This window comes from Mumia spirodelae, assembly GCF_050632745.1.
Classification (GTDB): Bacteria; Actinomycetota; Actinomycetes; order Propionibacteriales; family Nocardioidaceae; genus Mumia.
The window spans coordinates 1708930-1730712 of sequence record NZ_JBODSD010000001.1 but is presented as its reverse complement, the minus strand read 5'-3'; the positions used below and the strand labels follow the sequence as shown (position 1 = coordinate 1730712).

Below are 21783 nucleotides of genomic sequence, written 5' to 3'. Positions count from 1 at the left end.
AGCCACCCCCCCTACCGCGTCGTTTTCACGCTGCCTCACCCGTCCACGAGCAGCGGCACCCGCATCTCCGCGGCCGTCACCGACCCGTGGAACCCCGCCATCTGCAGCTCGATCGCGAAGTGGCGCGACGAGAACACCCCGAAGTCGCCGAGCGAGGCCACGAGGACGTCGCCGATCCGCGGGCGGACGGTGTCGTCGATCGAGCCGAACCAGCCCGCCGCCTCGGCCTCGTCTCGGGTGAGGACCAGCGCCCGGTCCCCCACCCGCTCACGCCAGCGCTCGGCGACCGCGTGCTCCGCTCCGGAGCGGGTGTAGAGGTGCCGGAACCGGGCCTCCCCGGCGAAGACGATCACGTCGGTGAGCATCGCGGGCTCGGCCTCGACGTCGAAGCGCCCGGCCCGCGGCAGGTCGAGCATGCCGTGGTCGGCGGTGACGAGCAGCGCTGTGCCGGGCGAGAGCGCGTCCCTCAGGTCGGCCAGGTCCTGGTCGATCCCCCGGAGCCGGTCCCGCCACTCCGGCGAGGTGCAGCCCTTCTCGTGGCCGGTGTGGTCGAGCGTGGACTCGTAGGTGTAGACGAGCGAGCCGGGTGTCGCCTCGGACGCCTCCACGACCACGTCGAGCCGCTCGTACACCGACGCGAACGGGTGGAACGGCACCCCGCCCTGGCTACACACGGTCAGCCCGCTCCCCTCGAACTCCGCCTTGTTGACCGTCGAGGTGGGGATGCCGGCGGCGTCGATGCGCTCGAACATCGTCGGGTACGGCTGCCACTCGGCCGGATCGACCGTCGGGTCCCAGCGCAGCGAGTTCATGACGCGGTCGGTGCCCGGGATGCGGCTGGTGTAGCCGACGACGCCGTGGCGGCCCGGCGGCAGCCCGGTCCCGAGCGAGGTCAGGCTGGTCGCCGTCGTCGACGGCAGCCCGGACAGCAGCGGCTCACGGTCGAGCAGGCCGGCGAGGTACGGCGCGGCGTCGGCGTTCTCCACGAGCAGGTCGTAGCCGAGCCCGTCGACCAGCACGACGACGTAGCGCTCGGCTGTGGGGAGCCCGAGCGCGTCGGTCCAGCTCGGGACGCCCATCGCGGCCGCGACGCTGGGGAGGACGGAGGTCAGGGCACGCCCGTCGTAGTCGACGACGGGAAGCACCTCGCCGGTGGCGGTCACCGGGGACGGCTCGTGGCCGCCGAGAGCTCGCGGGTGAAGGCGAGGAGGCGCTGGACCGCGCCGCCCCCGTCGGCGGCGGCGCTCACGCGCAGCGAGAAGTCGTCAGCCGTCGCCGACCCGGTGTAGCCGTGGTCCGCCTCGCAGTTGGGGTCGGAGCAGGCGGCCGGCTCGAGGTCGAGCCGTCGTACGGCGCCCCACCCGATCGTCAGCACCGCCTCTGCGGCGTCGTGGGGCGAGTCCGCGCTCACCGCGGTCGCCGTCGGCACGGTGCGGGTGACCACGACGGAGTCGACCGTCCGCAGCGGCACCGCCTCGGTCGTCGTCGAGGTGTAGGGCTCGGGCAGGACGTCGTCGGCGGGGTGCTCGTCGGTGTGCGCGAGCACCAGCCGCGTCGGCGTCAGCGTCAGCACGGTCATGTGCCGGCGCACCTCGTCGCGGTCGAAGGTCGGCTCGTGGTGGAGCACGTAGGCCACGACGGGCTCGTCGGCGAGCGCGTCGGCGATCCCTGCCGCGACGACCTGCGGGTAGTAGCCGGTCGTCTCGATGTCGGCGCTCAGCTCGGCGGTGCGGTCGCGCTGCTGGTCCGAGGTCTCGGTGCGCTGGGGCGACGGGTGTCGGTTGGCCATGTCCCCAAGTCTCGCACTGTCACCGAGATCACGTCCTGCGGTCCCCACAGCAGCCGCCCTCACCGTGTGCCGACGCCACCTCATGCGCCCGCCATCGTGTCCCCGAGGCCGACCGGTGTGCTGAGGCGGCGGACGTACCAGTCGCGGCGGTTGTCGACCGGCTGCGCGACCCGCGCGCGAGCCTTGAGGACGCGATAGGCGTCCTGACCTGCGAGGACCGGCTCGAGGTTGAGCTCGGAGACCTCGGGGAGGTCGTCCTTGAGCGCGGCCACCCGCTGGAGCAGGTCCTCGACGGAGTCCAGGTCCGCGCGGGGGCCGCCGCGGTAGCCGAAGAGCAGCGGCGCCGACTTCAGCTCGCGGATCATGCCCGCCACGTCGACGTCGGTGACCGGCGGGATCCGGTACGACCGGTCCTCGAGGAGGTCCGCCGCCGCTCCGGAGAGCGCGAAGGACAGCAGCGGTCCGAAGAGCGGGTCCTCGACGGTCCGGATCGACATCGGGACGCCGGGAGGGGCCATCTTCTGCACCACGAACATCGCACGCTCGGGCGGGCCGATGTAGTCGGTCATCGCCGTCCACGCCTCGCGCATGTCGTCGGCGTCGGAGATGTTGCGCCAGACGTGGGTCATGTCGGGCCGCGCGCGTACGGTGTCCGCGGTGGCCTTGAGCACGACGTTCCAGCCGAACCGGTCGCCGGCCGCGATCGCCGCGTCGAGGGTGGGCGCGCGGTCCCAGTCCCACAGGTCGATCCCGTACAGGCGCAGGAGCTCGTGCACCTCGTCGTCGGTGAGCCAGCCGCCGCCCGGGCTGCGGCCCAGCGCGGCGCGGACGAGGGAGCTCGCGCGCTCGCGGTCCACGTCCTCGTAGTGGGCGATCTCGCCCTGCTCGCTGCCCGCCCACGCCGCATAGCTGACCACGCGCGCCAGGGCGCGTACGGCCGACTCGGGAGCGGAGTACGAGGGGACCGAGCCGCGACCGGCCGCACCCTCGACGTCGGGGACCCGGAGCAGCTCCGGGACGCCCTCGGTACCGAGGAAGGTCGAGACGATCGGCTTGTCCGACTGCTCCCCCACGGCGGCCAGGACGTTGGCGACGTCCTCGCCGGAGGTGTTCACCGGCGGGATGTAGACCGCGACGATCGCGTCGACCTCGGGGTTGTCGATCGCGGCGTCGAGGGCCTGCTCGAAGTCGTCGGCGCCCGCGTTCGCTCCCAGGGCGATGGGGTCGGCGACCTTGAGACCGGAGGCGGTGGCGGCGTCGGCGACCAGCAGCGCCAGGGCGTCGGAGTTGCCGACCACGGCCACCCGGGGGCCGCGGGGCAGGGGCTGGTGGGCGAGCAGCTGCGCCACGTCGAACATCTCGTCCAGCGTGTCGACCTGGATCACGCCCGCCTGACGGAACATCGCGTCGACCGCCGACTGCGGGGCGGTGGTCTTGCGGACGGCGTGGCCGACCGGGACGCCCTGCGTGGAGCGGCCCGACTTCACGGCCACGATCGGCTTCTTGCGCCCGACGCGGCGGGCGATGCGGGAGAACTTGCGGGGGTTGCCGATCGACTCGAGGTAGAGCAGGACGACCTCGGTGGCGTCGTCCTCCTCCCAGTACTGGAGGAGGTCGTTGCCGGAGACGTCGGCGCGGTTGCCCGCGGAGACGAACGTGGAAAGACCCAGACCGCGGCGGTCCACGTTCTCGAGGATCGCGAGCCCGAGCGCACCGGACTGGCAGAAGAAGCCGACCCGGCCGCGCGGCGGGATGATCGGCGACAGCGACGCGTTGAGGCGGACCTGGGACGAGGTGTTGATGACGCCGAGGCAGTTGGGGCCGACGAGACGCAGCCCGTACGACCGGGCGAGCCCGACCAGGCGACGCTGGCGCCGGCGCCCCTCCTCGCCGATCTCGGCGAAGCCGGACGAGATCACGACGAGGCCGTGCACGCCCTTGGCAGCACAGTCGAGGACGACCTCGGGGACCGACTCCGAGGGCACCGCGATCACGGCGAGGTCGACCTCGCCGGGGATGTCCTGGACGGTCTTGTACGCCGGCAGCCCGGACACCGCCTCGGCCTGCGGGTTCACGGCGTAGACCGCGCCCGCGAAGTCGCCGAGCACGAGGTTGCGGACCATGTTCTGGCCGATCGTGTCCTGGCGGCGGCTGGCGCCGACGACGGCGACGCTGCGGGCGTTGAAGAAGCGCTCGATGGACGCGGCCTCCGCGCGGTGCTCGCGCGACTGCATGACGCCGATCGCGGTCTCGGTCGGGTCGATGGGGAACACGAGGCGCATGACGCCGTCCTCGACGCTGCGCTCGACCTGGTAGCCCTGGTCGCGGAAGACCTGGATCATCCGCACGTTCTCCGGCAGCACGTCGGCGACGAAGCGGTGGATGCCCATCTCGCGGCCCGCCTGCGCCAAGTGCTCGAGCAGGAGCTGTCCGAGCCCGCGGCCCTGCTGGTCGTCCTCGACGAGGAACGCGACCTCGGCCTCCCCGTCGGCCACCGCGTCGTACCGGCCGACCGCGATGATGCTGGCGCCGATCGTCACCACGAACGCGACGCGGCGGAGGTAGTCGACCTCGGTGAACCGCTTGACGTCACGGTCGGACAGCGTCGGGTACGGCGCGAAGAACCGGTAGTACTTCGACTGCTCCGACACGCGGGCGTAGAACCGGACGAGCTCTTCGGCGTCGTCCGGGGTGATGGGACGGAGGTGGGCGGCACCTCCGTCGCGGAGCACGACGTCCGCCTCCCAGTGCTCGGGGTAGCGCTCGTCGGCTGCGTCGGATTCCTCGGCCACATCCAGGAATCTACCGTCTGCGACCCAGCGTCGTGGCGTCGCAACCCGGGGCCGTCGGCATGATGGCCTAGGGTTCTGGACATCCCCGGGATCAGAGGCGGGCGCACCGACCGGGCGCCCGTCGGAAAGAAGGACGTGCATGGCCCGCCGTACGCCGAGCAGCCCGCCACCAGAGGACTTCGAGGAGCACATCCTCGACGTCGACGTGCGCGAGGAGATGCGGTCGAGCTTCTTGGAGTACGCCTACTCGGTCATCTACTCCCGGGCGCTCCCCGACGCGCGCGACGGACTCAAGCCGGTCCAGCGCCGGATCCTCTACACGATGGACGACATGAACCTGCGGCCCGACCGCGGGACGGTCAAGAGCGCGCGCGTCGTCGGCGAGGTGATGGGTCGCCTCCACCCGCACGGTGACGGCTCGATCTACGACGCCCTGGTGCGGATGGTGCAGCCGTGGTCGCTGCGGCTCCCCCTCGTCCACGGCCAGGGCAACTTCGGCTCGCCCGACGACGGTCCGGCCGCGATGCGCTACACCGAGTGCCGGATGGCGCCTCCCGCCCTGGCGATGACCGAGAGCATCGACGAGGACACGGTCGACTTCAAGCCCAACTACGACGCCCGTGAGGAGGAGCCCTCGGTCCTCCCCGCGGCACTCCCCAACCTCCTGGTCAACGGCGCGTCGGGCATCGCGGTGGGCATGGCCACCAACATGGCCCCGCACAACCTGGTCGAGGTCGTCCAGGCCCTGCGCCACCTGATCAAGCGGCCCGACGCCTCGCTCGACGACCTGATGCGCTTCGTCCCGGGGCCCGACCTGCCGACCGGCGGCAAGATCATCGGCCTCGACGGCATCCGCGAGGCGTACGCGACCGGCCGCGGCAAGTTCACGATGCGCGCGACGGCCCAGATCGAGAGCATCACGGCGCGCCGCAAGGGCATCGTGATCACCCAGCTCCCGTACGGCGTCGGCCCGGAGAAGGTCATCGAGCGCATCAAGACGCTCGTCCAGTCCAAGAAGCTCCAGGGCATCTCCGACCTCAAGAACCTCTCCGAGGCCGAGATCAACCTCGTCATCGAGGTCAAGAACGGCTTCAACCCCGACGCGGTCCTCGCCCAGCTCTACAAGATGACGCCGCTGGAGGACTCCTTCGGCATCAACAACGTCGCCCTGGTCGACGGCCAGCCCCGCACGCTGGGGCTCAAGGACCTGCTCGAGGTCTTCCTCGACCACCGCTTCGAGGTGGTCCGCCGCCGCAGCGAGTTCCGACGCCGCAAGGCCGCCGACCGGCTGCACCTCGTCGAGGGTCTGCTCATCGCCATCCTCGACATCGACGAGGTCATCCAGCTCGTCCGCAGCAGCGACACCCGCAGCGAGGCGCACGAGCGCCTGAAGACGGTCTTCGACCTCTCCGACGCCCAGGCCTCCTACATCCTGGACCTCCAGCTTGGGCGCCTCACGCGGACCTCCCGCATCGAGCTCGAGCGTGAGGCGGAGGAGTTGCGCGCCACGATCGAGGAGCTCGACGCGATCCTCGGCGACGAGGCGCTCCTCAAGGGGCTGGTGTCCGACGAGCTCGGCGAGGTCGCCAAGAAGTACGGCACCCCGCGCCGTACCGTCCTCCTGGAGAGCGCCGGCCAGGCCGTCACGGCCGCCGTCCCGCTCGAGGTCACCGACGATCCGTGCTTCGTGCTGCTGTCCGCGACGGGTCTGCTCGCCCGCACGGCCGACGACACCGTGCCCGACGCCGAGTCGGGTCGGCACATGCACGACGTCATCGCGTCGGCGGTCCGGGCGACCGCACGCGGCGAGGTCGGCCTGCTCACCTCGGCGGGCCGCGTCATCAAGATGAGCGTGATCGACCTCCCGGCCCTGCCCCCGACCGCGGCCGCGCCCAACCTGCAGGGCGGCGCGCTGTGGGCGGAGGTCACCCAGACCGAGCTGCTCCCGGACGAGCGGGCGCTCGCGCTGACGACGTTCTCCCTGGACTCCCCGGGGCTGGCGCTCGGCACGCGCCGGGGCGTGGTGAAGCGGGTGAAGCCCGAATACCTCGGCAGCCGCGACGCGTGGGACGTGGTCTCGCTCGACGACGGCGACGAGGTCGTCGGCATCCGCGAGCTGCGCACGGGCGACGAGGAGCTGTGCTTCATCACGACCGACGCGCAGCTCCTGCGCTTCAACGCGTCGACGGTGCGGCCCCAGGGCCGTACGGGCGGTGGCGTCGCGGGCATCAAGCTGGCGGCCGGCGCGTCGGTGCTGTTCTTCGGGGCGTTCGAGCCGGCCGAGGACGCCGAGGTCGTCACGATCGCCGGCTCGGCCGGTACGCTGCCGGGCGCCGAGGCCGGCTCGGTCAAGGTCACGCCGTTCGAGGCCTATCCGGCCAAGGGACGCGCGACCGGCGGCGTACGCTGCCAGCGGCTGCTCAAGGGCGAGGACGCGCTCGTGCTCGCGTGGGCCGGGCCCGGACCGGCGATGGCGTCGGGGTCGGGCGGTGCGGCGGCGACGCTGCCCGCGGTCGATCCGCGGCGCGACGGGTCCGGGACCCCGGGAGCGCAGCCGGTGCTCGCCGTCGGCAGCCCGGTGGCGACGCAGGTCGGCTGAGGCCGACCCGGCGCCGTCAGCCCGGGGCCGACCCGGCGCCGTCACGCCGGCGCGGTCGTGGGCGCGTTCGCGCGGTGGTGCGCCTCCTGGACGGCCCACGAGTTCCCGTCGGGGTCGTCGAAGAAGATGTAGGACCAGAAGTCGCGGTGCTCGGGATCCGCGCCGGGCAGCAGCTCACCGTCCTCGAAGTGCTGGATGCCCGGATTCGCGACACCACGGTCCTCGAGGTGGGCGTGGGCGGCCTCGATGTCGTCGACGACGAGGTGCAGGCCCTTCGTCGCGCCGGGCTCTGCACCGTTCATGCCGATCCCGAACGAGATCGAGCACCCCGATCCGGGAGGCGTCAGCTGGACGACGCGGAACGCGTCGCTCGGCTGGTGGTCCACGTCGAGGTGGAACCCGAGGCGTTCGTAGAACTCCTTGGCGCGGTCGACGTCGGCGACGCCGAGGACGATGTTCTCGAGCTTCCAGTCCATCTGAGGATCCTCTTCTCTGGCGTGTCCGGCCGATCCCGACGACCCGACGCTTCGGAGGGACGACTCTCTCGTGGCACCGGACTCATCGGCTGCCGGCGCGTCCCGGCCGACCCCTATGCTGACGCCATGCTGAAGCGTGCCACCTTTGCCGTCCTCCTGCCTGCCCTCGTCCTCACGGTTGCGGGGTGCACCGGGGACGACGACGGCGGAGACGGTGACGGCGGCGAGGACCTGGCCGGGCGCCTGAGCGCGGCGCAGACCGTGCTCGACGACGCGCAGAGCCTGGAGCTGGACCTCACCACGCCCGAGCTCCCGAGCGGCACGACCGGCCTCCTCGAGGCGAAGGGCACCGGCACGCACGCCCCGGCGTTCGAGGGCGACGTCAAGGTGTCGCTCAAGGGCGTGCCCATCAACGCCGAGGTGGTCTCGGTCGACGGCACGGTCCACGCCAAGACCGGCTTCTCGCCGACCTTCCTGCCCCTCGACCCGGCATCGATCGGCGCTCCGGACCCCGCGACCCTCATGCGCAGCGACGACGGGATCTCGTCGCTGCTGACCGAGACCGACGACCTGAAGTCCGGCGGCGAGAGCCGCGACGGGCGTGACGTCCTGACGACGATCACCGGCACGATCGAGGGAGCCGTCATCCGCGGGCTGATCCCGACGGCACAGGCTGATACGACGTTCGACGCGACCTACCGCCTGACCGAGGACGACGTGCTGCGCGACGTCACGCTCGAGGGGCTGTTCTACGCCGGCGACGAGCCCGTGACCTACACGGTCGCGGTGACCGCCTCCGACGACCCGGTCGAGATCACCGCACCGTGAGCGAGCCGGCACCGGCTCCGGCACCGAGCGCGAACCGGGCGGCGCGCGTCCTTCTCGCCCTCGCGGCCGTGGCTGTCGCGTTCGCCGCCGCCGACACGTACGTCGTCGTCATGGCGCTCCCGGACATGATGACCGCCGCGGGGCTCGGTCTCGACGAGCTGCAGCGCGCAGCGCCGATCGTGTCCGGGTTCCTGCTCGGCTATGTCGCCGTCCTCCCGCTCGTCGGTCGCATCGCCGACCTTCGGGGCCGGCGCCCGGTCCTCGTCGGGTCGCTGGTGCTGTTCGCGGTCGGCTCCGTGGTGACGGCCGCGGCCGACGGCCTGGCCCCGATGGTCGCCGGACGGTTCCTGCAGGGGGTAGGCGGTGGCGGGCTCGTCCCGGCGACGCTCGCCCTCGTGGCGGACCTGTGGCCGCCCCGTCGCCGCGGGGTGCCGCTCGGCATCGTCGGCGCGGTGCAGGAGCTCGGCAGCGTCCTCGGACCCCTGTACGGCGCAGCTGTCCTCGCGGTCGGCGACTGGCGCGCGATCTTCTGGCTGAACTGCGCCGTGGGCCTCGTCCTCGCCGCCGCCATCGCCGCCCCGCTCGCCGCCGCGTCCGCGCCGCGGGCCGCCCCGTCGGCGCGCGCGTCGCGTCCGGAGCGCGGCCGGACGGCCCCTCTCCCCGACATCCTCGGCGCGGTCCTCGCCGTCCTCACCGTCGCCGGCATCGCGCTGGCGATCGGCCAGCCCGCCCGGCTGCGCAACGACGTCGAGATCGGCACCCTTTTCCTGCCCGTGGTGGGCGAGTCGCGCTGGACGACGCCCGTCGCGCTGGCGACGTACGCCCTCGGGGCAGCGTTCGTCCTCCGCGAGCTGACCGCTCGGCGCCCGCTCGTCGCCCTCCGCACCTGGCCCGCGACGGCACGCGCCGTGGACCTGGTCGGCGCCGGACTGCTCGGTCTGGCGCTCGGGTGCGTGATCGTCACCTTCGCCTCCGCCGACCCGGAGACCAGCGTCGTCTCCCCCGCCGCTCCGGCACTGCTGGGCGTCGCCGCGCTCGCCGCCATCGGGTTCGTCGTCCGGCAGCGTACGGCCGCCGCGCCCCTGGTCCCCCGACACACGCTCCGCGAGCGGCCGGCGTGGGGTGCGCTCGTCGTGTCCCTGTTCGTGGGTGCGGCGCTCATCGCGGCGCTGGTGGACGTCCCGTTCTTCGCCCGGCTCACCGAGCACCGCGGGTCGCAGCTCGGTGCCGCGCTGGTGCTCGTCGAATTCCTGGTCGCGATCCCGGTCGGCGCGGTCGTCGGCGGCTACGCGACCCGCCGCCTCCGACCGGCCTGGATCGCCGGCGCGGGCATGGCGCTCGCCTGCGTCTGCTTCGTCGTGATGGCGGGCTGGGACAGCGACGCGCTCTCCCACCTGTCCTCGTCGGTGGCACTCGCGGCGGCGGGACTCGGGTTCGGCCTCGCCGTCGCACCGGTGAACGCCGCGCTCCTCGACGCGACGCCCGACGAGACGCACGGGATCGCCTCCGCCCTGGTCGTCGTCGCCCGCATGGTCGGCATGCTCGTCGGTGTCTCGATCCTCACGTCGTGGGGCCTGCGGGCGTACCACGACGCGGTGGAGCGCATCCCTCCGCTCTCCGAGGTGTGCCCGGGTTCCGCGACCGCCTGCAAGGCGTACAACGCCGAGCTCGTCGACGCGGGGATCGTGCAGCTCAGCACCGTGTTCACCGGCGCCGCCGTCTGCGCGGGGATCGCCGCGCTCGCTGCCGTCCTGCTGCTCACAGGGCGTCCCGGCGTCGGTGTGAGCGAGACGGCCGACTAGGTTCGGACCATGACGTCAGCCGCTCCCGAGCCTCGCGACTTCTCCGACCTGCTCGCCGCGAACCGCGCGTACGCCGACGCCTTCGACCTCTCCGGGTTCGACGGCGTCGCCCGTGCCGGGGTCGCGATCGTGACCTGCATGGACTCCCGGATCGACCCGCTGCGGATGGTCGGGCTCGAGCCCGGCGACGCGAAGATCCTCCGTAACCCCGGTGGACGCGTCACCGAGCAGGTGCTCGTCGCCCTCGTCCTCGGCGCGAACCTGCTGCAGGTGGACCGCGTCCTCGTCATCGAGCACACCCGGTGCGCGATGGCCAGCGCGTCGGAGTCCGAGCTCCAGGCCCGGATCGGCGACGCCACGGGCACGGACGCGACCTGGATGTTCCTCGGCGCAATCAACGACCAGCGCGCCGAGCTCGCCGAGTCGGTGCACAAGATCGACTCGCACCCGCTGATCCCGCCGCACGTGAAGGCCGGCGGCTTCCTGTACGACGTCGACACGGGTCTGCTCGAGCAGGTCGTCTGAGGCTGGTCACGTACGGCAGCGCGGCCCGCCGCCGTAGCGTGCCGGCCCGCCGCCGTACGACCGCCTCAGCGCGGCCGTACCGTCGTCCCGCCCCAGGCCTCCGGCGGCACGTCCTCGAGCGTCTCGGTGAACGTCCAGCGGTGCCCGGCCAGGTCCTCGGCGACGTACTGGCGCTCGCCGTACTCGAACGTCGTCGGCTCCATCACGATCGGCGCGCCGCACGACCGGGCGTGCTCGCAGTGCTCGTCGATCCCGTCGACGCGGACCATGACGAGGTGGGTGACCTCGCCGCCGCGCGGCGGGCGCTGGTCGTGGCGGACGTCGGCGACGATGACCGCCCCGTCCCCGACTCCGAGCTGCGCACGGTGGTCCTCGCCGATGCGGACGTGCTCCACGAACCCGAACGCCGACGCGAGCCAGGCGACGGCGGCCCGGACGTCGGGATAGACGAGGACCGGGACGACCGTGGCCGCCGGGATCGAGCGGTTGCGCCTCACCCCGCCCATCCTGCGCCCGCAGGCGCCGCCGGCGCTAGGCGTCGATGCGGTCCGCGTCCAGCTCGTAGGCGCCCTGGACGATGAACTCCTTGCGCGGGGCCACCTCGTTGCCCATGAGCAGCTCGAAGACCTCGCTGGCCTCCTCCGCGTCGTCGACGGTGAGTCGCCGCAGCGTCCGGTGACGCGGGTCCATCGTGGTCTCCTTGAGCTGGTCGGCGTCCATCTCGCCGAGGCCCTTGTAGCGCTGGATCGGGTCCTTCCAGCGCAGGCCCTTCTTGCTCAGCTCGGCGAGCTTCCGCTGCAGCTCGGGGTCGGAGTAGGTGTAGACGTACTTGTCCATCCCCTTCTTGGGGTTGGTCAGCTCGATCCGGTGCAGCGGCGGCACGGCGGAGTAGACGCGCCCCTCCTCGACGAGAGGGCGCATGTAGCGGAAGAAGAGCGTCGCCAGCAGGCAGCGGATGTGGGCGCCGTCGGCATCGGCGTCGGCCATGAAGATGATCCGGCCGTAGCGCGCCTGCTCGGTGTCGAACGTGCGTCCGGAGCCGGCGCCGACGACCTGGATGATCGACGAGCACTCGGCGTTCTTGAGCATGTCGGCGATCGACGACTTCTGGACGTTGAGGATCTTGCCCCGGATGGGGAGCAGCGCCTGGTAGTCCGAGGAGCGCGCGGCCTTGGCGGTGCCGAGCGCGGAGTCGCCCTCCACGATGAACAGCTCGGTGCGCTCGGCGTCGTTGCTGCGGCAGTCGGCGAGCTTGGCCGGGAGCGAGCTCGACTCCAGGGCGTTCTTGCGACGCTGCGTCTCGCGCTGCTGGCGCGCCATCTCGCGGGTCCGGGCCGCGGCGACGACCTTCTCCATCACCGCCCGGGCCTTCGCCTTGTGCGCGGTCTTGTTGGAGGTGAGGAACGCCTTCAGCTCGTCGGAGACCACCTTGGTGACGATGCGGGTCACGGGCGGCGTCCCGAGGACCTCCTTGGTCTGGCCCTCGAACTGCGGCTCGGCCAGCCGGACCGTCACCACGGCGGTCAGTCCCTCGAGGATGTCGTCCTTGATGACGTCCTTGTCGTTGGCCTTGAGCTGACGGTTGGCCCGCAGCACGTCGTTGAAGGTCTTGGTGAGCGCGCGCTCGAACCCGGCGACGTGGGTGCCGCCCTTCGGGGTGGCGATGATGTTGACGAACGACCGCGTCACGGTCTCGTAGCCAGTCCCCCACCGCAGCGCGATGTCGACGCCCAGGTCGCGCTCGACGTCCTGCGGGGTCATGTGTCCCTTGTCGTCGAGCAGCGGCACGGTCTCGGTGAAGTGCCCGCTCCCGGACAGCCGCAGGACGTCGGAGACCTCCGGGTCCGGGGCGAGGAACTCGCAGAACTCCGTGATGCCGCCGTCGTGCTTGAACGACTCCTTCTGCGGCGCGTCTCCGCGCTCGTCGCGCAGCACGATCTCGAGCCCGGGGACCAGGAACGAGGTCTGCCGGGCGCGGGCGACGAGCTCGTCGTACGAGAACTCGGCGCCCTTGATGAAGATCTGGTGGTCAGCCCAGTAGCGGACGCGGGTGCCGGTCGTCGTCTTCTTGACCCGGCCCAGCTTGCGCAGCCCGCTCGCAGGGGTGAACGTCGCGTCGGCGCCCTCGCCGTCGAACGAGCCCGGCGCTCCGCGGCGGAAGGACATCTCCCAGCGCGCCCCGTCCTTGGCCACCTCGACGTCGAGCCGCTCCGACAGCGCGTTGACGACCGAGGCGCCCACGCCGTGCAGGCCGCCGGTGGCGACGTACGAGCCGCCACCGAACTTGCCGCCGGCGTGGAGCTTGGTGAAGACGACCTCGACACCGCTCAGACCGGTCTTGGTCTCGGTGTCGACGGGGATGCCGCGCCCGTTGTCCTCCACCTCGACCGAGCCGTCGGGGTGCAGGACCACCTCGATGCGGTCGCAGAAACCGCCCAGCGCCTCGTCCACGGCGTTGTCGATGATCTCCCAGAGGCAGTGCATCAGGCCCCGGGTGTCGGTGGAGCCGATGTACATCCCCGGTCGCTTGCGGACCGCCTCCAGGCCCTCGAGGACCAGCAGGTTGCGAGCGTTGTACTCGGTGTCGATGAGAGGCTCCTTCTCCACGAGCTCCGGGGTCGTCCGGCGCGACGGTGCCAATCTACCCAGGAGGTACGACGGACCCGGCGCACCGGGCGGACCTCGCGAGACGGCGTGTCGTCCGCCACACCGTGAGCGGTGCCGTGGCCTCGTTGCCGACGCCAGGTACGGTCGAGGTGTCGGGCCGATCACCGAGGAGCCCGGCGCGGGAACACCTACTCGTGGTTGGATGTTGATCCGGGAGAAGGCACCAAGCCTTCTCCTTTGTTGGAAATGTCGTTCGGGGAACCGAACCGTTCGGAGAGAAGAGGTCAGACGTGACAACTGTTGTCGCCCCCACCGCTGCCCTCAGCGCCGCTGATCGTTGCGACCGTTGTGGAGCCCAGGCCTATGTCCGAGCTGAGCTCGCCAACGGCTTCGAGCTCCTGTTCTGCGCCCACCACGCTCGTGCGCACGACTCCAAGCTTCGTGAGGTCGCCGCGACCATCCACGACGAGAGCGACAAGCTCACCGCCACCCCGGCGACGGCGCCGGCCGAGGAGCACTGACACCCGGTACGACATCGACGAGGGGCCCCGCACCACCTGGTGCGGGGCCCTTCGTCATGTCAGGGCGTTCAGGTGACGTTGGCCCAGGCTGGTACGACGATGATCCCTTCGACGACCGCCCGGCCGACGATCGAGTTCACGGCGACCCGGACACGCCCGCGCGACTTCGCGGTCATCCTCGAAACGTCGGTGATCACGCCGTAGCGCGTGCCTCGCTCGCGTTCGACGTCGTAGAGCTCGCTCGCCCTCCTCCCCGGGAGCTTGACGAAAATCGTCTCCGGGCGGGGCTTCTCGGTGACGACGAGCGCGACGCGGCTACCCCTTCCGGCCGGCACGCGCAGCGCGGCGTCGGCTCGCAGCTCCACCGCCCATCCGTCGGCGAAACGCCGGCCGCGTAGACGTGCCGCAGGCCCGGAGACCTTAGTCGCCTTCCTTCCGTAGGCCCGCGAAGCGCACCCGGCGTCGCTCCAGCTCCCGACACGTCCGACCGCATCGTGCGGGCGGACCTGGACGCAAGCAGTCGTCCCTCGTGCCAGACGAAGGTCGAGGGACATCGGCCCGTTGCCGTACTTGGGTGTCCGGTTCGTCCAGGCGGGTCGCCGCGCGTGCGAGAGACCCCGCCGCACTCGCACGTCGACGCGCGTCACCCTCGTGTCGTCGGTGGCCTTCCACCGGAAGCGCACTCGCTCACCAGTCACGAGCCGCAGAGACTCGTGACCGCCGGGAAAGCCGACGCCTGGCCCGAAGGAGTCGACCTCCCACCGGATCGTCGTCCCCGCGATGATGGAGCCGTCCCACGCATCGCGACGGACGAGGTCGACGTGAAGGCTCTCCCCCGCGCGCCCGTCGAAGCCGTAGACGCCTCCTCCGAGGTGCGGACATGCGACGTACCGGACCAGACCTTCGACCGTCCAGCACTCCAAACGGACGCTCGACGGGTCGACGCCGGTCATCCTCCAACGGATCGACACCGGAGAGCCGGCACGGACGACGGAGGGACGCCGGGTCACGTCGATCCTGAGTTTCGGTTCGTACGACGTTCCGTGCACCAGGCGCGTCCGGTTCAGGAGATAGACCTCGCCGCCCGAGGCGGCGACCGGCGCATCCTCGTAGTACCAAGCAAGGTCGGTGGGATCGGTGAGGCGCAGCGTCGCCCACCTGCCGCCGATGTCCTTGCGGTAGACGTTCTCGAACGTCCGCTCGACGTACACCCACGACGACTCGTCCGCGGAGAGCGCCACCGGCAGCCCCTCTCGGTCCGCGCCCAGCCCGTCCTGCGAGATCGTCTCGGCCGACCACGTCGCTCCGCCGTTGGTCGAGGAGACCATCATCCGGCGCGTTCGGATGCCGTCCGGCTGTGCCGATGCGACGGCAACCGCGCCATCGCCCCGCACCGCGACGTCGAGCTGCGACGCCTGCCGCGTCGGGCCCAGGTCGTGCCGCGTCCACGGCGCGCCATCGGCGGAGACGTAGGCAACCTGCCGCCACTCGCCCGTAGTCGCGTCGCGCTCGGTGGTCGCGAGTGCGCTCGTGCCGGCGCGGGTGTCGACGACGAGTCGCCCGGCGCGGGCCGCGGGTGTGAACCTGAGCTCCTCGGTCCACGATCGCGCGCCGTCGCGGCTTGTGAGAACGACAACCTGGTCGGCGGCCCGCCCTGCGACGACGACCCGGTCGCCGTCGGCGGTGACTGCGGGAAGCCCCAGTTCGGAGGCGAAGACATCCGGCAGCACATCCTGGCGCGCTCCGTCGAACGCCGCGCGGACGAGCCGGGGACGCCCAGTCCGGCCGGCGACGAGGACCGCGTCGTCAGCGATCGCGGCGTCGCCGAGCGTCGTCCAGACCTCGTCGGTCAGCTGCAGCTGGCTGAGGGTCCGACCGCGGTCTTGTGAAACGGCGATGCGGTGGACGTCCCGCGAGCGCCACGTCGCGACGACGGTGTCCCCAGCCGCGTCGAGGGAACGCTCACCGTAGACCAGGTCAGCGCCGACCGGTGACAGCTCTCGGGAGGTCCACGTCCACCAGTTCTCGTCGGGCAGGGGGTCTTGCCCATCAGCTGCCACAGGCAAAGGCGTCGACATCACCACCGCACCAGCGAGAAGCACCGAAGACAGCATGGACGCGACGGCAACGGCCAATCGCCGCGACAAGTTGGTCACCCAACAGCTCCTCTAGGCGTGTTCGTCGGCACGCGGGAGCGTGACACCAGGAGTGTTTTATAGCGCACCACAACGATCCTGGGAAGCCCTTACGATCTACCCGGCTCAGGGGCAGTCCGTACGACCGAAGTCCACCTCGGCCCCGTCCGTGGCCGGCGTGAAGCGGTAGCAGACCCGCTCCGTCCCGGGGGTGCCGAACGGCTCGCCCACCTCGCGCTCGTACCGCACCACCACCTCGAGGTCGTCGCTGCTGCGCGAGCCCTTCGAGTCCACGACCTCTCCCACGCGGACCCAGGAGCCGAGCTTCTCCCCCGTGTCAGCACCCCGGAAGAGCCCGAGGTTGAGGCGGTTGCGATCGAGGTCGGCTTGCTTCCAGTCCCAGGAGTGGCCGCACCCACCGAGCACGAGGGTCGCAACCGCGACCAGGACGGCGAGAGGGAGTCGGCGTGTCACCACGCCCAGCGAGGCACGACCGCCACGCCGTCGATCACGATCGAGCCCGGGGCTGACGCCAGGACCCTCAATCTCCCCGATCGCTCAACCGGATCGTGGAAGAACCAGACCGCCTTGAACGTCGCCGGTCCACGCTCACCGAACACGTAGCGGGTGTCTCCGCGCGGGTAGAGGAGACCCGCTCCCATCTTTCGCGTCTGCTTGTAGACGACGTACACCGCGGACCCAGCCTCGACCCCTCTCAGGACGAGGCGTCCCTCGCCCTTCAGCCGGGAGGCGACACCCCCGTAGTAGCGCCGGTCGCGCACCTTCTTCACGGTCCCCTTGCGCAGCACCTGCCGGTCGTCGTACGCCCGTGCGGTGCAGCCGACGTTGCCCCACGCGGACACGTTGCCAGCGTCGTCGTACGCCCGGGCCTGCACGCAGACGATCTTTCCGCGTGGCACGCGCAGCCGTACCGTCCGCGCTGTCGTACGTGCGAGCGCCGGGGTGCTCCGCCAGCGCTGGGACATGCGCGACGCGGTCTGCGCACTCACCGAGTAGCGCACGTCGTACGACGCGACGTTCGACTCGAGGTCGGACGTCACCCAGCTGAAGAGCTGGGTGGAAGCGAGCGTGTGCCGCTGCCCGTCCGTGGCCCATGGCACGTCAGGTGGCGTCACATCTGCAGAAGCCCCGGCGACAGGGGTCCCCGTGAGGACCACCGACGCGAGAGCGGCTCCGACCGCAGCCGCCCGGCCACGCGTGATCAGTGCCATCGATCCTCCTCGAACGACGATGGCGAGAATGAAAGCAGACCGGGGGGTCACGCGGCACGGTGACCGCACCCGGTGATCTGGCACCCTTCCCTCATGGGAACCCTCGGCACCGTCCTCGTCGGTCTCGCGATCCTCGTTGGGCTCGCGGGGATCATCGTGCCGATCCTGCCCGGCTCGCTCCTCATCTGGGCCGCGATCGGCGTGTGGGCGATCGCGGTCGGCGAGCCGACAGGGTGGGTCGTCTTCGGTCTCGCGACCGGCGTCTACGCGCTGACGCTCGTGGTCCAGTACGCGGTCCCGGGCAAGCGGCTCAAGGACGCCGGAGTGCCGGGCAAGGCGATGCTCGCGGGCGGCGTTCTCGGTGTCGTCGGGTTCTTCGTGATCCCGTTCGTGGGGTTGTTCGTGGGCTTCGTGCTCGGCGTGTACGCGTGGGAGCTCAACCGTCTCCGCATCCACAGCGCGGCGTGGACGGCGACGAAGCACGCGATGAAGGCCGCTGGCCTCTCCATCCTGATCGAGCTCGCGGGCGGCCTCGTCTCGACGACGCTCTGGGGAGTCGGGGTCGTCCTCGTCTGAGCCTGTGGACGCTCGAACCGCGGTGTCGGTGCGAACCGATATTGTCGAACACATGATCGATATCGAGGCTCCGTCACCCCACGGGCCCGCGGACGGCGGCATCGCCGAGGCGCTGCTCGCCGCGCTCCGCCTGCGCGTCGAGGAGGCCGTCTCGGGCGCCCGGGTCCGGATCGGCTCCGCGCAGGAGGCGCACCTGGCCGCGGGTGCAGGCGAGATCGAGGTCGCCAAGGCCTGCGAGGCGGTGGTGAGGGCGGCTCAAGGGATCCAGCACGACGCCGTGTCCTCACTCGAGCAACGGAGGACCTCCACAGGCCCCGACCAGGACGCGACCAGCCGCCGCGTTCACGCACGCTCGCTTCGTGCCGAGGTCGGCCTGGCTCGCGGTGTCGGCAACGCTGCGGCAGCGCACACGATCGAGACTTCTGTCGCGCTGCGCGAGCACCCGCTGACGCACGCCCTCCTCCGCGACGGCGCCATCAGCGCCACGGCGGCTGCGGCCGTGTGCACGGAGACGGCCGCGCTCGACCGTCGGCTGCGACGTCGCGTCGACGAGCTCGTGGCGGCGAGCCTGCCGGGCATGTCCGTCAGAGAAGCCTCAGCCACCGCACGACGCCACGTCCTGGCGCTCGACGCCGAGGCCGGCGCAGCCCGCGCCGAGGCCGCGCGGGCGACGCGCCACGTCCGGCTACGCCGCCTGCCGGACGCGATGGCCGAGCTCACGGTCCGCGGACCGGCGGAGCAGATCGTCGGCGCATGGCGGCGCCTCCACACCGACACGTTCGCTCTGAAGTCAGCCGGGACCCAAGCCCTCGGCAGGACCACCCGGCAGCTCGCCGCCGATCTCGCGATCGAGGGCCTGACGGGCGTCCAGGTCGACACGGCCGACGGTGCATCGACGCGGATCGCCGCTGAGATCGGTCTGCTCATGCGGCCGGAGACGCTGTTCGGCACCGAGGACACCCCCGGCGTCCTGGACGGCTACGGCCCGATCCCGGCTGCACTGTGCCGTCGGCTCGCGGGCGGGGACGCGACCTGGATCCGTCGGCTCTTCACCGACGACCGCGGCGATCCGCGGGACGCTGACGAGCGCCGGAGGCGGTTCCCGGCCCGGATCGCGCGGTTGATCCGGGCGACCGACGGCCAGTGCCTCCGCCCCTACTGCGACTGCGACATCACCGACATCGACCACGTCGCACGCCACAGCGGCGGTGGTGCCACCTCGCGAGGCAATGCACAAGGCCTCTGCCGTCACGACAACCTCGCGAAGGAAGCGCCGGGCTGGACCGTACGCACCTCCGTGGCGGCCGGCGCCCCCGACGACGACACGGACAGCGTTCCCGACACGATCACGTGGACCACCCCGACCGGTCACGCCTACACCGCCCGCCGCCACCACCGCGACGGTCGCGGGCCCGCCTTCATCGCCTACCGACGGCCACGCATCGAGCTCAGCTCGGTCGAGACGCACCTCCACGACCTGATCCGCGAGCACCGACCGACCCGGCAATGAGCTGGTGCAGCCGCAACGAGCTGGTGCACACCCTCGCGATCGCACGTCGTACGACGAAGCGCCCGCCCGGATCCGGGACAGGCGCTTCGAGGTGCGGCACGGCGTTCAGACGGCACCGCGGTTCACGGGACTCACATCGTGTTGACGATCAGCCCGATGTGGGTGAAGAAGTTCATCGCCCCGAACAGCAGGAAGGCGACGCCCGCGATCCCCCACACCCAGCCGGTGACAGAGACGACCCAGTCTCGGCCGGCACGCACGCCACGGCTCAACCGGTTGATCGCGAACGGGAACAGCACCGCGCCGATGCCGACGAGGGCGATGAGCCCGGACATGAAGGTCGCCTCCACCATCGGGTAGTCGGCGAACGCGCCAGAGATCGGCTCCTCGGCCGGGGCGGCGAACAGCTGGTACTTGATGCCGGCCACCGCGATCGCGATCAGCCCGAGGCCCAGACCGAAGACGAACACGCCGATCGGCTTGACCAGCGCCTTGACGGCCTCGCGCGGGTTCTCCGCCGCGAGGATCGCCTCACCGCGACGCCAGAGCCCGAGAGCCGCGAACAGCAGCAGCACGCCGAAGCCGAGGCTCGTCTCGCCGAAGATGATGTTGTCGAACGGGAAGCCGCCGGCCGCAAGCGGCCACGTCAGGGTCATGTGGGCGCCGGTGATCGTGAGGATCGTGCCGAGCGCGCCGAAGTTCAGCGCCCATCCCGACGGGCTGATGCTGGCCGGATCCTTCAGGAAGTCTCGCGCCAGCCAGACCAGTCCGATCAGACCGGCGCCGACCGCGACGGCCATGATCGTGTTGTACGTGGGCATCGTCGCCCAGTCGATCTTGAGTCCCTCTGCGAGGACCATCTCGCGTCATCCCTTTCCACACGTGCGAGGAGAAAACTTATACGCTCGTATTAACTTCGAGCCTCGCTACGGTATTCCACGCAGGACAGGACGACGTCAGGAGGGTCCGATGGCGGCACGAGCGCCGCGCCAGAGCCGCAGCGCAGCGCGGCTCGACACACTGCGGGAGGCCGCGGGATCACTGCTCATCGACGAGGGCCCGGACGCGATCACGTTCCGTGGCGTCGCCAAGGCGGCCGGCCTCCCCGCGGGCACCGCCTCGTACTACTTCGACTCGCGCGACCAGCTGTACGCCGCCGCCGTCGAGGCCGCGGAGCACCAGCGCACGACCGCGGCGCAGGACCGTGCCGACGCTCTCGAGCCGCGGTTCCGAGAGGCGCCGGAGGTCGCCCGGCTCCTCATCGAGGTCGCGTACGCGCCTCACGTCGCCGACGACGTCGTCGCCCTCCGCCTCGAGCCGATGCTCGCCGCCCAGCGCAGCTCCGACCTCCGCGACACGATGGCCGCCTCGCGCCCTCGCCTCCTGCGGGCGCTCGCGACCGTGATCACCCGCAGCGAGCACCCCGAGCCGTCGACCGACGATCTCGACCTGCTCGCGCAGGTGGTCGACGCCGCACTCCTGTACGCCCGCGGCCGCGGCAGCGACCACGTCCTCGACGACGCGTCACGCACCGTCGCGCGCATGCTCACGCTGCTCGACCGCGAGCGCGAAGGCACCGCGTCGCAGCACCGGCCCGAGGGAGACGCGGACGAACCGCAGGGCGACGCCGCGCCTCAGGACGCCGCGCCTCAGTAGGTGCTCGTACGACGCCGCGACCGCTCGCGGTTGTCGCGTCGTCCCAGCCACCAGGCCATCACGACGCCCGCGAGCGCACCCATCAGGTGCCCTTCCCACGAGATGCCGGCCTGGCCCGGGAGGATGCCGCCGACGATCCCGCCGTACATCACCGCGACCACGACCGCGACGAGGACCGCGACCAGGCGGCGGGTGACGATGCCCCACACCACGAGGAACGCGGCGTAGCCGTAGATCAGCCCGCTGGCTCCGATGTGGACCGTGTACGGCGCACCGATGAGCCACGTCCCGAGCCCGCCGATGAGCACGATGCCGAACGTCGCAGGCCAGAAGCGCGACCGCGCCGTGTACGCGAGCAGGATGCCCAGCACGAGGAACGCGGTGCTGTTGGCGATCAGGTGGTCGAAGCCGCCGTGCAGGAACGGGGCGGCCACGACTCCGTACAACCCGTCGGTGTCGCGGGGGCGGATGCCGTGCTGGTCCAGGAAGACCCCGGGCAGCGCGTCGAAGAGCTCCAGCAGCCACATGACGCCGAGCAGGACGAGCACCGGGATCGCGGGGCCCAGGTACGACCGACGGGCCGGCGTGCTCGTCGTGGACATGCCCTCAGCGTATCGACGTACGACAAGACCGGTCTGCGGTCCGACGTCACCGACCCGCCACCCGCCGGCCACGTCCCGGACACCGTCGCGTCGCCCTGCGCCACCAGGGTTGACCCGCCCACGTCCCCGAACC

At 71.4% G+C, this 21783-nt stretch carries 19 protein-coding genes; 8 read left to right on the top strand and 11 right to left on the bottom strand.

From position 1 onward, the window contains the following. Positions 1 to 35: 35 nt before the first annotated feature. From ACQSSQ_RS08425 to ACQSSQ_RS08415, 3 genes are all read right to left on the bottom strand, one after another. Entirely contained in the window at positions 36 to 1163 is a 1128-nt protein-coding gene (locus ACQSSQ_RS08425) for an alkaline phosphatase family protein (protein ID WP_431326585.1), read from the bottom strand. Beyond that, positions 1160 to 1789: a DUF5998 family protein gene (locus ACQSSQ_RS08420; protein WP_431326584.1), complete on the bottom strand. Its 630-nt coding sequence runs from the start codon at positions 1787 to 1789 to the stop codon at positions 1160 to 1162. The genes ACQSSQ_RS08425 and ACQSSQ_RS08420 overlap by 4 nt, the downstream gene beginning before the upstream one ends. A gap of 80 nt (positions 1790 to 1869) precedes the next feature. Beyond that, complete coding sequence (locus ACQSSQ_RS08415; RefSeq protein WP_431326583.1) at positions 1870 to 4581, bottom strand: bifunctional acetate--CoA ligase family protein/GNAT family N-acetyltransferase; 2712 nt, start codon at positions 4579 to 4581, stop codon at positions 1870 to 1872. A 139-nt stretch (positions 4582 to 4720) separates the two neighbouring features. Between ACQSSQ_RS08415 and ACQSSQ_RS08410 the strand changes: the two genes are divergently transcribed. Beyond that, complete coding sequence (locus ACQSSQ_RS08410) at positions 4721 to 7180, top strand: DNA gyrase/topoisomerase IV subunit A (protein WP_431326582.1); 2460 nt, start codon at positions 4721 to 4723, stop codon at positions 7178 to 7180. 41 nt (positions 7181 to 7221) lie between these two features. On the opposite strand, the gene ACQSSQ_RS08405 is transcribed toward ACQSSQ_RS08410, so the two are convergent. Next, the gene (locus ACQSSQ_RS08405) at positions 7222 to 7656 is read right to left on the bottom strand and encodes a VOC family protein (protein ID WP_431326581.1); all 435 of its coding nucleotides are present in this window, start codon (positions 7654 to 7656) and stop codon (positions 7222 to 7224) included. A gap of 126 nt (positions 7657 to 7782) precedes the next feature. On the opposite strand from ACQSSQ_RS08405, the gene ACQSSQ_RS08400 reads away from it, so the two are divergent. The 3 genes from ACQSSQ_RS08400 to ACQSSQ_RS08390 are packed head-to-tail and all read left to right on the top strand — an operon-like array spanning position 7783 to position 10811. Beyond that, positions 7783 to 8484: an LppX_LprAFG lipoprotein gene (locus ACQSSQ_RS08400; protein ID WP_431326580.1), complete on the top strand. Its 702-nt coding sequence runs from the start codon at positions 7783 to 7785 to the stop codon at positions 8482 to 8484. Next, positions 8481 to 10286, top strand: a complete 1806-nt coding sequence (locus ACQSSQ_RS08395; protein WP_431326579.1) for an MFS transporter — start codon at positions 8481 to 8483, stop codon at positions 10284 to 10286. Before ACQSSQ_RS08400 ends, ACQSSQ_RS08395 begins: the two co-directional genes overlap by 4 nt. 9 nt (positions 10287 to 10295) lie before the next feature. Further along, positions 10296 to 10811 carry a beta-class carbonic anhydrase gene (locus tag ACQSSQ_RS08390; RefSeq protein ID WP_431326578.1) on the top strand — a complete coding sequence of 172 codons (516 nt, stop codon included), beginning with the start codon at positions 10296 to 10298 and terminating at the stop codon, positions 10809 to 10811. A 65-nt stretch (positions 10812 to 10876) separates the two neighbouring features. Here ACQSSQ_RS08390 and ACQSSQ_RS08385 read toward each other — a convergent pair whose 3' ends face one another. Next, positions 10877 to 11308, bottom strand: coding sequence for a VOC family protein (locus tag ACQSSQ_RS08385; RefSeq protein ID WP_431326577.1), 432 nt, complete (start codon positions 11306 to 11308; stop codon positions 10877 to 10879). Between the two features lie 34 nt (positions 11309 to 11342). Continuing rightward, positions 11343 to 13418 carry a DNA gyrase/topoisomerase IV subunit B gene (locus ACQSSQ_RS08380; protein WP_431326576.1) on the bottom strand — a complete coding sequence of 692 codons (2076 nt, stop codon included), beginning with the start codon at positions 13416 to 13418 and terminating at the stop codon, positions 11343 to 11345. 290 nt (positions 13419 to 13708) lie between these two features. Between ACQSSQ_RS08380 and ACQSSQ_RS08375 the strand changes: the two genes are divergently transcribed. Next, entirely contained in the window at positions 13709 to 13939 is a 231-nt protein-coding gene (locus ACQSSQ_RS08375) for a DUF7455 domain-containing protein (RefSeq protein ID WP_431326575.1), read from the top strand. A 68-nt stretch (positions 13940 to 14007) separates the two neighbouring features. Here ACQSSQ_RS08375 and ACQSSQ_RS08370 read toward each other — a convergent pair whose 3' ends face one another. The 3 genes from ACQSSQ_RS08370 to ACQSSQ_RS08360 all read right to left on the bottom strand — a co-directional run bounded on the left by ACQSSQ_RS08370 (position 14008) and on the right by ACQSSQ_RS08360 (position 17306). Next, the gene (locus tag ACQSSQ_RS08370) at positions 14008 to 15999 is read right to left on the bottom strand and encodes a PQQ-binding-like beta-propeller repeat protein (RefSeq protein ID WP_431326574.1); all 1992 of its coding nucleotides are present in this window, start codon (positions 15997 to 15999) and stop codon (positions 14008 to 14010) included. Positions 16000 to 16200: 201 nt separating this feature from the next. Continuing rightward, the gene (locus ACQSSQ_RS08365) at positions 16201 to 16548 is read right to left on the bottom strand and encodes a hypothetical protein (RefSeq protein WP_431326573.1); all 348 of its coding nucleotides are present in this window, start codon (positions 16546 to 16548) and stop codon (positions 16201 to 16203) included. Continuing rightward, the gene (locus tag ACQSSQ_RS08360) at positions 16545 to 17306 is read right to left on the bottom strand and encodes a hypothetical protein (RefSeq protein WP_431326572.1); all 762 of its coding nucleotides are present in this window, start codon (positions 17304 to 17306) and stop codon (positions 16545 to 16547) included. Before ACQSSQ_RS08360 ends, ACQSSQ_RS08365 begins: the two co-directional genes overlap by 4 nt. 93 nt (positions 17307 to 17399) lie before the next feature. Here ACQSSQ_RS08360 and ACQSSQ_RS08355 point away from each other — a divergent pair, with 93 nt between their 5' ends. Next, on the top strand, positions 17400 to 17882 hold the full coding sequence (locus ACQSSQ_RS08355) for a DUF456 domain-containing protein (protein ID WP_431326571.1): 483 nt from the start codon (positions 17400 to 17402) through the stop codon (positions 17880 to 17882). Positions 17883 to 17934: 52 nt separating this feature from the next. After that, positions 17935 to 19392, top strand: a complete 1458-nt coding sequence (locus tag ACQSSQ_RS08350) for an HNH endonuclease signature motif containing protein (protein WP_431326570.1) — start codon at positions 17935 to 17937, stop codon at positions 19390 to 19392. 131 nt (positions 19393 to 19523) lie between these two features. Here ACQSSQ_RS08350 and ACQSSQ_RS08345 read toward each other — a convergent pair whose 3' ends face one another. Beyond that, complete coding sequence (locus ACQSSQ_RS08345) at positions 19524 to 20252, bottom strand: DUF981 family protein (protein ID WP_431326569.1); 729 nt, start codon at positions 20250 to 20252, stop codon at positions 19524 to 19526. Between the two features lie 109 nt (positions 20253 to 20361). On the opposite strand from ACQSSQ_RS08345, the gene ACQSSQ_RS08340 reads away from it, so the two are divergent. After that, a complete protein-coding gene (locus ACQSSQ_RS08340; protein WP_431326568.1) occupies positions 20362 to 21048 on the top strand; it encodes a TetR/AcrR family transcriptional regulator in 687 nt (228 codons plus the stop codon). Here ACQSSQ_RS08340 and ACQSSQ_RS08335 read toward each other — a convergent pair. Then, positions 21042 to 21650, bottom strand: a complete 609-nt coding sequence (locus ACQSSQ_RS08335; RefSeq protein ID WP_431326567.1) for a rhomboid family intramembrane serine protease — start codon at positions 21648 to 21650, stop codon at positions 21042 to 21044. The two genes, ACQSSQ_RS08340 and ACQSSQ_RS08335, sit on opposite strands and share 7 nt — an antisense overlap. Positions 21651 to 21783: the final 133 nt, after the last annotated feature.

Coding starts and splice junctions, on each gene's coding strand:
- ACQSSQ_RS08350 (WP_431326570.1), top strand. CDS start 17,935: ATGATCGATATCGAGGCTCCGTCACCCCACGGGCCCGCGGACGGCGGC.
- ACQSSQ_RS08410 (WP_431326582.1), top strand. CDS start 4,721: ATGGCCCGCCGTACGCCGAGCAGCCCGCCACCAGAGGACTTCGAGGAG.
- ACQSSQ_RS08355 (WP_431326571.1), top strand. CDS start 17,400: ATGGGAACCCTCGGCACCGTCCTCGTCGGTCTCGCGATCCTCGTTGGG.
- ACQSSQ_RS08400 (WP_431326580.1), top strand. CDS start 7,783: ATGCTGAAGCGTGCCACCTTTGCCGTCCTCCTGCCTGCCCTCGTCCTC.
- ACQSSQ_RS08340 (WP_431326568.1), top strand. CDS start 20,362: ATGGCGGCACGAGCGCCGCGCCAGAGCCGCAGCGCAGCGCGGCTCGAC.
- ACQSSQ_RS08360 (WP_431326572.1), bottom strand. CDS start 17,306: ATGGCACTGATCACGCGTGGCCGGGCGGCTGCGGTCGGAGCCGCTCTC.
- ACQSSQ_RS08390 (WP_431326578.1), top strand. CDS start 10,296: ATGACGTCAGCCGCTCCCGAGCCTCGCGACTTCTCCGACCTGCTCGCC.
- ACQSSQ_RS08345 (WP_431326569.1), bottom strand. CDS start 20,252: ATGGTCCTCGCAGAGGGACTCAAGATCGACTGGGCGACGATGCCCACG.
- ACQSSQ_RS08335 (WP_431326567.1), bottom strand. CDS start 21,650: ATGTCCACGACGAGCACGCCGGCCCGTCGGTCGTACCTGGGCCCCGCG.
- ACQSSQ_RS08420 (WP_431326584.1), bottom strand. CDS start 1,789: ATGGCCAACCGACACCCGTCGCCCCAGCGCACCGAGACCTCGGACCAG.
- ACQSSQ_RS08405 (WP_431326581.1), bottom strand. CDS start 7,656: ATGGACTGGAAGCTCGAGAACATCGTCCTCGGCGTCGCCGACGTCGAC.